Source organism: Streptomyces spinosus, from assembly GCF_020400655.1.
Lineage (GTDB): Bacteria > Actinomycetota > Actinomycetes > Streptomycetales > Streptomycetaceae > Streptomyces > Streptomyces argyrophylli.
In genome coordinates, this window is record NZ_JAINRC010000001.1 from 351,964 (window position 1) to 365,357 (window position 13,394).

A 13,394-nucleotide genomic window follows, 5' to 3' on the forward strand; every position below is an offset into this window, starting at 1 on the left:
GAGTGCCTCACCATGACCGCCTCCCCCGACACGGCCGCCCCGTCCGGCAGGGACCGCGCTGCCGCGCCGCCCGCGCGGCAGCGCGGCGGACGGTTGCCACTGCCGGCGCTGCTCGCCCTCGCCACCGCCGTGTTCCTCACCAGCCTCACCGAGACGCTCCCGGCGGGCCTGCTCCCCGGGATGAGCCATGACCTGCGGGTGAGCGAGTCCGCGACCGGACAGACGGTCACGGTCTACGCGCTCGGCACGGCGCTCACCGCGCTCCCGCTGACGGCGGCCACCGCCACCTGGCGGCGCAAGCGGCTGCTGCTCACCGCCGTGGCGGGCTTCGCCGTGGCCAACACGGTCACGGCCGTGTCGTCCGTCTACGGCCTGACGATGGCGGCCCGCTTCCTCGCCGGTGTCGCCGCGGGCCTGGCGTGGTCCCTGCTCGCGGGCTATGCGCGGCGCATGGTGGACGTCGCCCTCCAGGGCCGGGCGGTCGCCGTGGCCATGACGGGGATTCCGCTGGCGCTCTCCCTCGGTGTGCCCGCCGGGACCTTCCTCGGCCAGGCCCTCGGCTGGCGCGTGGCGTTCCTGGCGATGTCGGCGCTCACGGTGGTGCTGCTGCTGTGGATCACCGCCGTGGTGCCCGACCATCCGGGCCTTCCGCGCGGCGAACGCCCGCGGACGCTGCGGGCGCTGGGCGTCCCGGGCGTGCGCCCGGTGCTCTTCGTGACGCTCGTCTTCGTGCTGGCCCACACCGTCCTGTACGCCTACATCGCCACGTTCCTGGACGGTCTCGGGATGGGCGACGACACCGACCTGGTGCTGCTCGCGTTCGGCGTCGCCTCGCTGCTGGGCGTCTGGGTCGTGGGGGCCCGGATCCAGTACCGGCTGCGCTCGTTGACCATCGCGAGCACCGTGCTGGTGGCGGTGGCCGCGGCCTGGCTCGGAGTGCTCGGCGACGGTGGCGCACCGGTGTACGTCGCCGCCGCGCTGTGGGGGCTGGGCTGGGGCGGGCTGCCCACCCTGTTGCAGACCGCCGTCGGGGACGCGGGCGGCGACCGGGCGGACGCGGCGCAGGCGATGCTGGTCACGCTCTGGAACGTGGCCATGGCCGGCGGCGGCGTGCTGGGCGGCGTCCTGCTGGACGCGGCCGGCAGCGGCTCCCTCCCCCGGACCGTGCTGGTGCTCCTGCTGCCCGTGCTCGCCGTGGTCCTCGCCGCCCGCGCCCACGGCTTCCCCTCCCGGCGTCGCACCAGTTGACACGCGTACGCCGGTGACGGCCGGCGGTGTTCCGTGCGGGGCCGGCGTCCCGGAGCGGGAGAGTGCCCGGGTGGCGGTGGCCACCCGGGCACTCGAGCGCGTCGGCCTCCGTGCGCGTCCGCGGGGGACGGCCGGACCCGAGGTGACCGGTGGCCCTCGGCGGACCGTGAGGACGGGATCCGCGACGGCGGCGGAAGCGGTCCGCGCCTTCCTGCCGCCGGTGCCGGCGTCGGCGCGGGCGGTGAGGGGCCAGGCCGATGGCGTTGCCGGTGGCGAGGGCCGAGAACGCCGTGAAGGCCCCGTGAAGGCCGTGAAGCCGTGGAGGCCGTGCCGTTGGCGGTGCCCTGCTCGTCGGCGGCGACTCCGGTGGAGGCGGCGATCCGCGTGGCGGTCCGGGCGGTGCCCTGGCCCGCGCCGGAGACGATCGGGGCGGGTGCGGCGGTCGCTCAGGTCACGTCGTCGGGTACGCCCAGACCGGTCAGGGCGCCGACCGGGTCGAGGTCCGGGGTGCCGCGGGGCCACCAGTCGTCCCGGCCGGGTTCCGACTCGTAGGCGTACCAGAGGCCGTCACGCCCGAGGCGGAGCTGGACGTGGCCGCGTGGGTGGGTGAGGCGGTTGCGCCACGGCCGGAACGCCGGCAGGTCGGCGGCGAGCAGCAACGGGCGGGCCCGGTCGAAGCGTCCGGCCGGCGGATCCCACGGCTCCTCCAGCGCGGCCAGCCCCGCGGCGCCGCCCTGCCGCCAGGCCGCGACGGCACGCGCGAGGTCCGCCGGGGTGCGGTGGGCGGCGTCGGCGAGCGTGGCGTACAGCGTGCGGGTGGCCGCGGTCAGCCCGGAGCCGGGACGGGCCGCGGCGAGGCGTACCGCGTCCTGCCACAGGGTCAGCTCACCGACCGGATCGCGTCCCGTGGCGAGCAGGGCGTGGGCGCGGGCGGCGGCGTCGGTCGCCAACTGGTCCAGCGCGAAGGGGTCCGGGCCGCCGGGCGCCGACGGGTACACCGGGGGCTGCTCGGGGTGCGGGGGCAACGGCAACGGCGGTGGCGGCGGCGGAAGTTCACGCGGAGCGAGGGCGTCGGCGGCACGGACGCCCGGCAGCGTACGCGGCTGCCGTTCCCGGGCGGCGTGAGCGGCCCGGGCGGCACTGCGCCGGGACAGCGCGTCGAGCAGTTCCCTCTCCCCCCGGCCGCGCAGCAGGAGCAGTACGAACGGATCGGCGTCGAGCAGACGGGCCGTCTGGTAGCAGAGGGCCGCAGCGTGCTTGCAGGGGTGACCGGAGTCGGGGCAACTGCACCGGGGGCCGAGGTCACCGGGGCCGGGCAGCAGGGGCACCCCGCAGTCGGCGAGCGACTGGGGCAACTCCTTGTCGAGCAGCGCCGCGATGTGTCCCGGCCGGTCGGCCGCGGCGTCCAGGAACCTCTCCCAGTCCTCGTCCTCCAGCGTCCGCACCCGTACCTGCACGCGGTACGGCCGGGGCCGGCTTCCGCGCACGTACGCCAGCACGAGCCCGGGGGTGACGGTGATCGCGTCCACGTGCCCCTGGTCCGCGTACCCCCGCCCCCGCGCCAGCCGCTTCGCGTCCAGCGCGCCCTGCTCCAACGCCCCGACCCAGGCGTTGCCCCACCAGGTCCCGGCGAACGCCTCGTCCCCGCCGGCGCTCCCACGCGGGGCGAACGCCGGGAAGGTACGGCGGAGTTCGGTGTCACGGTGGGGAGCCGCCATGGTCGTCGGCGTCTGCGGGGCGGCCGGGCTGTGCGGGGTGCCGGGGCCGGGGCCGGGGTGCGCGGAAGCCTCGGACGGTCCGGCCGGCGCCGAGGCACCCCCAGCCGCGGCCCCCTGAGCGGCGGGCGTCCAACGGGCGAACGGCCCGGCCGGGTCGGGGTGAGCGGCAGCGCGCTCCGAAGGGCCGGGGCCGGATGCCGGGGGTATGGACGTGGACGCTGAAGGGCCGGACGTGTGCCCCGTGGAGGCGGGTGTGGACGCTGAAGATGCCGGCGTGGACGACGAAGACGCGGGCGTGGGCTCGGAAGGCGCGGGCGCCGACGCCGAAGACGCGCACGTGTGCCCTGAAGGCGCGGGCGTGTGCCCTGAAGGCGGGGGCGAGTATCCCGAAGACGCGGGCGCCAACGCCGAAGACGCGTACGTGTGTTCCGAAGGCGTAGGCGTGGGCGTCGGCGTGGACCGGGTCGAGGGGGTGGTTCGGGGCACCTCCGTGGAAGGGCCGGGCGCGGACGGGGCGGAGGCCGAGGGCTCCGTCGGGAAAGCGGGGGTCCGCACGGCGGGGGCCTGGTCGGACGGACCGGACGCCGGGGACGGCGGTGCTGACGCCGAGGCCGACGGGGTCTGTCCGGCCGTCGTCGGCGAGGCGTGCTCCTCCAGCTCCTCGGGGGTTTCCGACCACGTCGGCATGCGGAAGGCGGTCGCCAGGTAGTGCCGCATGTCCTGGGCGGCCTTGGCCCTGGCGGCCGAGGGCCGCTGACCCGGTGCGGGCGAGGTGCGCGGTGTCGCGGCAGCGGAACGCGCCGCCGTCCGCCGCTCGCTCGGGGGTTCCGCCGCCCGCGCACGCGACGCCTCCCGCCGGGCCGCCCGCAGCGCCTCCCGGGCGACATCCCCGGGACGCCCGCCCGCGGCACCGCCGCCCCCGGCACCGGCAGCTCCACCGGCACCGGCGGCACCCACCGCATCGAGGTCACCGGAGCCGGCACCTGCACCGTCCGTTCCCCGCCCGTCCCCCACTCCCGGCTTCGCGTCCTCCTGCTCCCCCCGCGCCACCGGGCCGGCGGCCGTTCGCGGCACGCCCCGGCCCCGCCGCGTGGCGGCGGCGGCCCGCAGAGCCGCGCGCGCCGCATCGCCGGGCCTGGCCCCCGGGGTGCCGGCAAGCCCGGCCGCCCCGTCGTCGCCCGGCCCGTCACCGCCCGGTTCGCCCTCACCGCCGGACGGCACCGCCTCACCCACACCCCGCTCGGCCCCCGCACCCCGCTCGGCCTCGCCGTCCGCGACGGGCGCCGCGTGCGGCACGTCCCCCGGTGCGCTGTCGCCGTCCGCGACGGGCGCCGCGTGCGGCACGTCCCCCGGTGCGCTGTCGCCGTCGGTCGGCAGCCCGCGGCCGGGCCCCGCCCCACCGCCGGACGGCACCGCCTCACCCGCACCCCGCTCGGCCCCCGCACCCCGCTCGGCCTCGCCGTCCGCGACGGGCGCCGCGTGCGGCACGCCCCCCGGTGCGCTGTCGCCGTCGGTCGGCAGCCCGCCGCCGGGCCCCGCCCCACCGCCGGAGAGCCCCGCTCGCCCCTCGTCCGCCGGCCCGGGCTCGCTCCCGTCCCCACTCTCCGCGGGAGCCGTCGCCTCCTCGCGGGCCCGTGGTGCCTCGGCCGGCTCGGCGGCCGTTTCCTCCAAGCTGTCCCGCGCCGGTCCCGCTGTCCGCTCCCGCTCGCTCTCCGCTCGTTCCCGGGCCGCGCGGAGGGCCCGGCGGGCGGCGTCGCCGGGACGGGGCGGGGGCGTCATGGGGTCCTCCGCAGGGAGACGAGGTCGGACAGCTCGCGGTCCGTCAGCTCCGTGAGGGCCGCCTCGCCGGAACCGAGGATCGCGTCGGCCAGGGCGCGCTTGGACGCGAGCATCTCGGCGATGCGGTCCTCCACCGTGCCTTCGGTGACCAGGCGGTGGACCTGCACCGGCTGGGTCTGGCCGATGCGGTACGCGCGGTCGGTGGCCTGTTCCTCCACGGCCGGGTTCCACCAGCGGTCGAAGTGGATGACGTGGCCCGCGCGGGTGAGGTTCAGGCCGGTGCCGGCCGCCTTCAGGGACAGCACCAGCACCGGTGTGCCGCCGTCCTGGAAGCGGTCGACCATGCGCTCGCGCTCCGGCACCGGCGTGCCGCCGTGCAGCAGGTCGACGGGGATCGCGCGGGCGGACAGGTGGGCGGTGAGGAGGCGGGCCATGCCGACGTACTGGGTGAAGACGAGCGCCGAGCCGTCCTCGGCGAGCAGGGTGTCCAGCAGTTCGTCCAGGAGGGCGAGCTTGCCGGAGCGTGCGGCCAGGCGGTCCGGGCGGGGGTCCTCCTTCAGGTAGAGCGCCGGGTGGTCGCAGATCTGCTTCAGGGCGCCGAGGAGCTTCAGTACCAGGCCCCGGCGGGCCATGCCCCGCGCCGTCTCGATGGCCAGCATCGACTCGCGCACCACCGCCTCGTACAGCGCGGCCTGTTCCCGGGTGAGCGGCACCGGGTGGTCCGTCTCCGTCTTGGGCGGCAGCTCGGGCACGATGCCGGGGTCGGACTTCTTGCGGCGCAGCAGGAAGGGGCGGACCAGCCGGGCCAGGCGCCGCACCGCTTCCTCGTCCTCGCCGTTCTCCACCGCCCGCGCGTGCCGGGCGCGGAAGGACTTCAGCGGGCCGAGGAGCCCGGGGGTGGTCCAGTCGAGCAGGGCCCACAGTTCGGAGAGGTTGTTCTCCACGGGGGTGCCGGTCAGCGCCACGCGCGCGGGGGACGGGATCGTGCGCAGGGCCTTGGCGGTGGCGGAGTAGGGGTTCTTCACGTGCTGGGCCTCGTCGGCGACGACCATGCCCCAGGGCTGTTCCGCGAGGTGGGCCGCGGTGGAGCGCATGGTGCCGTAGGTGGTGAGGACGAAGCCGCCGTCCACGCCGTCCAGGGTGCGTTCGGGGCCGTGGAAGCGGCGGACGGGGACGCCGGGCGCGAAGCGGGTGATCTCCCGCTGCCAGTTGCCGAGGAGGCTGGCCGGGCAGACGACGAGGGTCGGCTCGGTGCGGGCCCGCTTCAGGTGCAGGGCGATGAGGGTGACCGTCTTGCCGAGGCCCATGTCGTCGGCGAGGCAGCCGCCGAGGCCGAGGGAGGTCATCAGGTCGAGCCAGGCCAGGCCGCGCAGCTGGTAGTCGCGGAGGGTGGCACGCAGGCCGGGGGGCGGGTCGGCGGGGCGCAGGCCGGCGGTGAGGCGGTCGCGGAGGGTGGCCAGCGCGCCGGCGGGGACGGCCTCGACCGTCTCGCCGTCGACCTCGGCGGTGCCGGTGAGGGCGACGGCGAGCGCGTCGACCGGGTCCAGCAGGCCCAGTTCGCGTGTGCGGGCCTTGCGGACCAGCGCGGGGTCGACCAGTACCCAGCGGTCCCGGAGCCGTACGACGGGGCGGTGGGCCTCGGCCAGGGCGTCCATCTCGGCCTCGCCGAGCGGGTCGCCGCCGAGGGCCAGCTGCCAGCGGAACCGGAGCAGGTCCTCGCTCTCGAAGAAGCCGGTGCCGTCGGTGGCCGAGCCGGGCGCCGGGCGGACCACGGCGGTGGCGGTCAGGTCGCGGGCGAGGTCCCGGGGCCAGTGCACGGCGACGCCCGCGGCGGCGAGGCGGGAGGCGGCCACCCCGAGCAGTTCGCCCAGCTCCTCCTCGGACAGTGCGAGGACGTCGGGGACGTCCTGCTCGGCGAGGCGGTCCAGGGGCGGCCACACGCGTGCGGCGCGCCGCACGGCGAGGGCGGCGTCGACGCGCGCGCGGGGCCCGAACGCCTCGTCGGCCTCGCCCGCCCACAGGGCCGCGGCGTCGGCCACCAGGGTGGGGTCGGCGAGGCTGTGCACCTGGACGACAGCCGCTCCGGCGGCGCGGGCGCCCTCGTCGGCGGCGGCGTCGAAGACGTCGTACGCGGACAGGTCCAGGCGGAGCGAGATGCGGACGCCCGCGTCCATCCCGGCGGCGACCTCGGCCGCCCACTCGTGCGCCTCGGGCAGGGTCTGGGGCTCGCGGGCGGCGAACGGCCGGCCGGCCGTGTACGCAGCCGCCGGCGTGCGCGGCAGGGTGTCGGCGACCGCGTCCAGGAAGGAGCGGACCAGGGCCTCGGGTTCGGGCAGCCGCAGCGCGCCCGGGCCGGGGAGGGGGACGGCGTGGCCCTCGGGGGGCAGGGCCGCGGCGATGGCCCGCAGGTGGGCGATGTCGCCGGGCTCCAGCGGGCCGGCCCGCCAGGCGTCGTGGCCGGCCGGGGTCAGGCCCGGCAGCAGCCGGCCGCGGGCGACCAGCCGCAGCGCGTGCAGGGCGGCGGCGCTCCAGCAGGCGGTGGCCGGGTGGGCGGCCGGGTCGCGCCGGGCGCCGGCCAGCAGCGGCAGGGCCTCGGCGAGGGGCAGGATCAGCGCGGGCACCTGCCGGCGGCGCACGCCGGCGCCGTGCCGCCGTACGACCGTCAGCTCCTCCAGGTCGCCGCCGCTCGTGGTGGGCAGCGGGTCGCCGGCGGGGTCCCAGAAGGCCAGGCGGCCCTGGCGGGGCAGGGGCGCGGGCAGGTAGACGGAGGCGAGGCGCACCGGGACCGGGTGCCCGGTCCCCGTCTCCCGGGGACTGCCCGTGCGCTCGGCCACCACAGCCGTGCCGCTCATACGTCCTGCCACCTCCCGCCCGTGTGTCGGATCAGACGTCTCCGACTCTACGGGCGGGGTCTGACAGTCGGCTCCCAAGGCGGGTGCCGGCGCTCGTCACGGGACCGTGCGGGAGACCACGAACACCATCGGATACCGCGGGTCGGACAGGTTGACGACCACGTCCTGGGTCGGCGCCGGGTTCTTCTGCTCGTGGGTCAGCCCCCACCAGGGGCCGGTGCCGCCGAAGGTCCAGCCGCTGACCTTCCGGTCGCGTTCGCCGACGGCGATGTCGCCCTTCCTGAGCTCCTCCCGGCGCACGCCCATGGCCTGGAGGAAGCTGTCGAGGCCGGCGGGATTGGTGCGGAACTGCACGTAGAGGCGGCTGGTCTTCCAGTTGTTCGTCTCGTAGTAGGCGATGTCGTCGGCGGGGTGCGGGACGCTCACCTGGTAGAGACGGCGCTGCACCTTCGACGGCCAGCCCGGGGTGAGCCCGGTCGCCGAGTACTTCGCCTCCTTGTCCTTGCCGCTGTCGCGGCTCTGGTTCGCGGAGATCACCAGGTAGCCGGCCGGGACGCCGATCAGCAGCACGATGATCAGCAGGGTGAGCGCCCGCCGTCTGGCCTTGTGCCGCGGGTCCTCGGCGGACGGCCGCGGCTGGTCCGGCGGGCCGCCCTGGTGGGGCAGCGACGGCGTCATGCGGTGTCCTGGTCGCGGCGGGTCTGGGCGTACCGCTCGTAGCGCTCGTAGCGCTCCACCCGGCGCCGCTTGGCCCTGCGGAACCGGCGGGCGACCAGCCGGGCCAGGTCGGCGGCGCCCACCATGCCCGCCTCGGGGCCGAGCTGGGCACGGGTGATGCGGGCCTCGGGGCGGTAGCCGCGTCCCGTGAGGTGCCGCTTGAAGGCGTCCCGGGCCGGGCCGATGAGCAGGTCGTCGGCGGCCGAGACGCCACCGCCGATCACGAAGCAGGAGGGGTCGAGGGCGGCGGCGAGGTTGGCGATGCCGACGCCGAGCCACTGGCCGATGTCCTGGAGCAGCTCCACGCACATCGCGTCGCCCTCGCGGGCCAGCTCGGTGATCATCGGGCCGGTGATGTCGCCGATGTTGCCCTTGACGTGCTCGATGATGCCGTAGGCGACCGGTGAGTCGGCGGCGGCCAGCTCGCGGGCCTCGCGGACCAGCGCGTTGCCGGAGCTGTACTGCTCCCAGCAGCCGCGGTTGCCGCACGGGCAGCGGTGTCCGCCGGGAACGACCTGCATGTGGCCGAACTCGCCGGCGACGCCGAACTTGCCGCGCTTGACCTGGCCGTCCTCCAGGATGGCGCCGCCGATGCCGGTGCCGAGCGTGATCATCACCAGGTGGTCCTCGCCGCGGCCGGCGCCGAAGCGCCACTCCGCCCAGGCGGCGGTGTTGGCGTCGTTGTCGACGAGGACCGGGACGGACAGGCGGCTGGCGAGGCGGTCGCGCAGCGGTTCGTTGCGCCAGGACAGGTGGGGGGCGAACAGGACGCGGTTGCGGTCGGCGTCGACCCAGCCGGCGGCGCCGATGCCAACCGCGTGGACGTCGTGCCGGTCGGACAGGTCCAGCACCAGTTCGACGATGGTGTCCTCGACGACCTTGGGGCTCTTGGACTTGTCCGGGGTCTCCGTGCGGAGCTTCTCCAGGATGTTGCCGTCGGCGTCCACGACGCCCGCCATGACCTTGGTGCCGCCGATGTCGATGCCGACGGTGGGGACACGGGGTGCGGTCAGATGTGACCGGCGCTCTCGTGTTCCCACGGTGCGCAGGACCGGGGCTCGGCGGGAACCGATGGGGGCGGTGAGGTCGCGGTAGGTGCTCATCGGGCTCGATTGTGCCGCACGCTCACGCCGGGTGCCGCGCGGGGCGGGGGAGGTGTGCGGGCCGGACGCGGGGCGCGGGCGCGTCTCGCTGTCCCGCGCCGACGCGCGGGGCCGCACGGCGGCACGGCCCCGCGCCCCTCACCCGCGCCGCAGTTCGTGGCGCAGCGCCTCCAGGTCGGACCCGCCCGCCATCTGCCGGGTCAGCTCGTCGAGCGTGATGTCGTCCCGTGTGTAATGGCCCACCATCGTGCCCCTGCGCAGGAGCACGAATCTGTCCCCCACCAGGTACGCGTGGTGCGGGTTGTGGGTGATCAAGACGACGCCCAGGCCCTCGTCCCGTGCCGCCGCCACATATTTCAGGACCACACCGGACTGCTTGACCCCCAGTGCCGCCGTCGGCTCGTCCAGCACCAGGACCTTCGCACCGAAGTGGACCGCCCTCGCGATGGCGACGCACTGGCGCTCGCCGCCCGACAGCGTGCCGATGGGCTGGTCGACGTCCCGGAGGTCGATGCCCATGCGGAGCAGCGCCTCGCGGGTGGTGCGGCGCATGAAGTCGGTGTCCAGGCGCTTGAAGGGGCCGGCGCCCTTGCGGGGCTCGGAGCCGAGGAAGAAGTTGCGCCAGACCGGCATGAGGGGGACGACGGCCAGGTCCTGGTAGACCGTGGCGATGCCCCGGTCCAGGGCCTCGCGCGGGGAGGAGAGGGTCGTCTCCTCGCCCTCGACGCGCAGGGTGCCGCCGTCGTGCCGGTGCAGGCCCGCGACGATCTTGATCAGGGTGGACTTGCCCGCGCCGTTGTCGCCGAGGACGCAGGTGATCTCACCCGCGTGGACCTCCAGCGAGACGCCTTCCAGGGCGCGGACTGTGCCGTAGTGCTTGCTGACGCCGGTCAGCTCGACGAGTGTCACTTGGTGGCCTCCGCGCGCTTGCGGACCCAGGCGTTGAGCAGGGTCGCGAGGAGCAGCATCGCTCCGAGGAAGAACTTGAACCAGTCGGGGTTCCACTCGGCGAAGACGATGCCCTTGCTGGTCATGCCGAACAGCAGCGCGCCGACGGCCGAGCCGACCGCGCTGCCGTGGCCGCCGGTGATCAGGCAGCCGCCGATGACGGCCGCGATGATGTAGATCAGCTCGTTGCCGACGCCTTCGCCGGACTGGACGGCGTCGAAGGAGAAGAGCAGGTGCTGGCCGGAGATCCAGGCGCCGAACGCGACGCCCATGTAGAGGCCGATCTTGGTCCGGGCGACCGGGACGCCGACCGCGCGGGCCGCGTCCTCGTTGCCGCCGACGGCGAAGATCCAGTTGCCGGTGCGGGTGCGCAGCAGGATCCAGGAGGCGAGGGCGACCAGCCCGAGCCACCACAGGATGGTGACCTTGATGTCGACCCCGCCGACGCCGATGGTCGAGGCGAACACGGCGTGGGCGCTGGGGAAGCCCTCCATGTCGGCGATGGTCTTGGTGGAGACGGTGCCGTCGATCAGTTTGGTGAAGCCGAGGTTCATGCCGGTCAGCATCAGGAAGGTGCCCAGCGTGATGATGAAGCTGGGCAGCCTGGTGCGGGTGAGCATGAAGCCGTTGAAGGCGCCGATGCCCAGCGTGACCAGCAGGGACACGCCCACGCCGACCCAGGTGTTCGCCGTCATCTGGTAGCTGAACATCGAGGAGACCAGCGCCGACGACGTCACCAGGACGCCCGCCGAGAGGTCGAACTCGCCGCCGATCATCAGCAGGGCCACGGGTACGGCCATGATCCCGATGGTCGAGGAGGCGTACAGGACGGTGCTGAGGCTGGTGGCGCGCAGGAAGCCGTCGGCGGCGAACGAGAAGAAGACGAAGACGGCGAGGGCGCCGACGACCGAGCCCAGTTCCGGGCGGGTCAGCAGGGTCCGCAGCGGGGAGCCGCGCAGCAGTCTCTCGTCGAGCGCCTTGTCGTCCGTGACCGCGCTCATCGGGTGCCCCGCTCGGTGTACTCCGCGAGGGCGGACGCCTGGTCCTTGGTGATGATCTGCGGGCCGGTCAGCACCGGCCGGCCGCCGCCGAGGACGTCGCCGTTGTACTTGTACAGCCACAGCAGGTCGACGGCCTGGTAGCCCTGGAGGTACGGCTGCTGGTCCACGGCGAAGCCGAGGGTGCCGTTCTTCAGGGAGGCCGCCACCTTGGCGTTGAGGTCGAAGGTGTCGATCTCGGCCTTGCTGCCCGCGTCCGTGCGCGCCTTCACGGCGGTGTCGGCGTAGGGCGCGCCGAGGGTGACGACGGAGTCGATGGACTTGTCGGCCTGCAGCTTGGCCTCGACGGCGGACTGCACGTCGGGCATGTTGGTGCCGTTGACGTAGAGCTTGCGCAGCGTGCCGCGGAAGGTCTTGGCGACGCCGTCGCAGCGCTGCTCGTGGCCGACGTTGCCCTGCTCGTGCAGTACGCACAGGGCCTTCTTCTTGCCGCGCTTGTTCAGTTCCTCGCCGACGGCCTCGCCGGCGACGGTCTCGTCCTGGCCGATGTGGGTGAGGGCGCCGAAGGCCTTGGACTCCTGCGAGCCGGAGTTGACGGTGATCACCGGGATGCCGGCCTTCTCGGCACGGGCCACGGCCGCCTTCATGGCGTCCGGCTTGGCGAGGGTGACGATGATGCCGTCGACCTTCTTGTCCACGGCCGCGTCGACCAGCTGGGCCTGCTGCTGGGCCTCGTCGTCGTGCGAGTACAGGAAGTTGATGTTGTCCTTGACGGCGGCCTGCTTGGCGCCGCTCTGCACGATGTCCCAGAAGGTGTCGCCATCGCCCGAGTGGGTGATCATCGCGAACGTCCAGCGCGGAGTGTCCACCGCTGCCCTGCCCTGGGCGGCGGCGGCCTTGCGGGCGTCCTCCGCCCGTTTGCCGCCGGTGCTGCTGCATGCCGCCAGGGACACGGAGAGTGCCCCCGCCAGCGCTATGCCTACCCAGGTCCGAAACCGTGCCACGAGGCCGTGCCCTTCTTGCCGTGTTCGTACAGACGCAAGGGGCCGTCGATCGCGTCAGCGGCCCCAAACGCTCCAGTATCGAACACGGGGAACACCCGTGACATGACCGGGGAGCCCCCACGGGTCGCATTGTCCGGACATTGCGACGAAGGCGGCCGGCCGGTCAGGGGCGTACGAGGAGCTGGAACTCGAAGGAGTAGCGGCTCGGGCGGTAGGTGTGGTCGCCGAACTCCACCGCGCGGCCGGTGTCGTCGAAGGTGGTGCGCTGCATGGTGAGCAGCGGGGCCCCCTCGGCCTCGCCGAGCCGCTCGGCCTCGGTGGCCGTCGCGCCCCGGGCGCCGATGGACTGGCGGGCGCTGTGCAGGGTGATCCCGGCGGCGCGCATCAGCCGGTACAGGCCGGTGGCCTCCAGCTGGTCCGTGTCCAGGTCGAGCAGGCCGGGCGGCAGGTGGTTGATCAGGTACGCCATCGGCTCGCCGTGTGCGAGGCGCAGCCGCTCGATGCGGTGCACGTCACCGCCCTCCGCGACGCCGAGCGCGGCGGCGACCGCGGCGGAGGCGGGGACGACCGTGTTGACCAGGACCTTCGTCGCGGGGCGCTGACCGGCCGCCTCCAGGTCGTCGTAGAGGCTGCTCAGTTCCAGCGGGCGCTTGACCTGGCTGTGCACGACCTGGGTGCCCACCCCCCGGCGCCGCACGAGCAGGCCCTTGTCGACGAGGGACTGGATGGCCTGGCGGACGGTCGGCCGGGACAGCCCGAGCCGCGCGGCCAGCTCGATCTCGTTGCCCAGGAGGCTGCCCGGGGTGAGGCTGCCGTGCTCGATGGCGGCCTCCAGCTGCTGGGAGAGCTGGAAGTACAGCGGCACCGGGGAGCTACGGTCCACGCGGAGGTCGAGCGACACGGTCGGGTCCACATCTGGTTTCGGCACGGGCCCGAGCGTAGCCCTGTGCCCGGTTGACGGGAAGTCGTGTAGTCCGGTTGTCCGGACATACGCATTGACAGGGTACGGTGTCGGCCCTCACTTTGT

The 13,394-nt window shown here is 74.8% G+C and carries 9 protein-coding genes; 1 reads left to right on the forward strand and 8 read right to left on the reverse strand.

Annotated elements, in window-relative coordinates; all coding sequences use genetic code 11:
* Window positions 1-12 precede the first annotated feature (12 nt).
* Window positions 13-1,248 carry an MFS transporter gene (locus LG395_RS01500; RefSeq protein WP_225808136.1) on the forward strand — a complete coding sequence of 412 codons (1,236 nt, stop codon included), beginning with the start codon at window positions 13-15 and terminating at the stop codon, window positions 1,246-1,248.
* Between the two features lie 446 nt (window positions 1,249-1,694).
* Here the strand turns inward: LG395_RS01500 and LG395_RS01505 are convergent, their stop codons facing one another.
* From LG395_RS01505 to LG395_RS01540, 8 genes are all read right to left on the reverse strand, one after another.
* Complete coding sequence (locus LG395_RS01505; RefSeq protein WP_263982031.1) at window positions 1,695-3,683, reverse strand: SWIM zinc finger family protein; 1,989 nt, start codon at window positions 3,681-3,683, stop codon at window positions 1,695-1,697.
* Window positions 3,684-4,741: 1,058 nt separating this feature from the next.
* Window positions 4,742-7,597, reverse strand: a complete 2,856-nt coding sequence (locus LG395_RS01510) for an SCO1167/SCO6262 family helicase (RefSeq protein WP_225808137.1) — start codon at window positions 7,595-7,597, stop codon at window positions 4,742-4,744.
* A gap of 96 nt (window positions 7,598-7,693) precedes the next feature.
* Window positions 7,694-8,275, reverse strand: coding sequence for a sugar kinase (locus LG395_RS01515; RefSeq protein ID WP_171151489.1), 582 nt, complete (start codon window positions 8,273-8,275; stop codon window positions 7,694-7,696).
* Entirely contained in the window at window positions 8,272-9,417 is a 1,146-nt protein-coding gene (locus LG395_RS01520) for an ROK family glucokinase (RefSeq protein ID WP_171151491.1), read from the reverse strand. The genes LG395_RS01515 and LG395_RS01520 overlap by 4 nt, the downstream gene beginning before the upstream one ends.
* 138 nt (window positions 9,418-9,555) lie before the next feature.
* Entirely contained in the window at window positions 9,556-10,326 is a 771-nt protein-coding gene (locus LG395_RS01525; RefSeq protein ID WP_225808138.1) for an ATP-binding cassette domain-containing protein, read from the reverse strand.
* Window positions 10,323-11,366, reverse strand: a complete 1,044-nt coding sequence (locus tag LG395_RS01530) for an ABC transporter permease (RefSeq protein ID WP_225808139.1) — start codon at window positions 11,364-11,366, stop codon at window positions 10,323-10,325. The genes LG395_RS01525 and LG395_RS01530 overlap by 4 nt, the downstream gene beginning before the upstream one ends.
* Complete coding sequence (locus LG395_RS01535; protein ID WP_171151495.1) at window positions 11,363-12,367, reverse strand: sugar ABC transporter substrate-binding protein; 1,005 nt, start codon at window positions 12,365-12,367, stop codon at window positions 11,363-11,365. The genes LG395_RS01530 and LG395_RS01535 overlap by 4 nt, the downstream gene beginning before the upstream one ends.
* 163 nt (window positions 12,368-12,530) lie before the next feature.
* Window positions 12,531-13,268 (reverse strand): GntR family transcriptional regulator, encoded by a 738-nt coding sequence (locus LG395_RS01540; RefSeq protein WP_103811762.1) that lies wholly within the window; start codon window positions 13,266-13,268, stop codon window positions 12,531-12,533.
* Window positions 13,269-13,394 lie beyond the last annotated feature (126 nt).

Bases quoted from the DNA above. Each gene is read 5' to 3' on its own strand.
- LG395_RS01500 (WP_225808136.1), top strand. From the start codon at position 13: ATGACCGCCTCCCCCGACACGGCCGCCCCGTCCGGCAGGGACCGCGCT.
- LG395_RS01515 (WP_171151489.1), bottom strand. From the start codon at position 8,275: ATGACGCCGTCGCTGCCCCACCAGGGCGGCCCGCCGGACCAGCCGCGG.
- LG395_RS01530 (WP_225808139.1), bottom strand. From the start codon at position 11,366: ATGAGCGCGGTCACGGACGACAAGGCGCTCGACGAGAGACTGCTGCGC.
- LG395_RS01505 (WP_263982031.1), bottom strand. From the start codon at position 3,683: ATGCGGCACTACCTGGCGACCGCCTTCCGCATGCCGACGTGGTCGGAA.
- LG395_RS01510 (WP_225808137.1), bottom strand. From the start codon at position 7,597: ATGAGCGGCACGGCTGTGGTGGCCGAGCGCACGGGCAGTCCCCGGGAG.
- LG395_RS01520 (WP_171151491.1), bottom strand. From the start codon at position 9,417: ATGAGCACCTACCGCGACCTCACCGCCCCCATCGGTTCCCGCCGAGCC.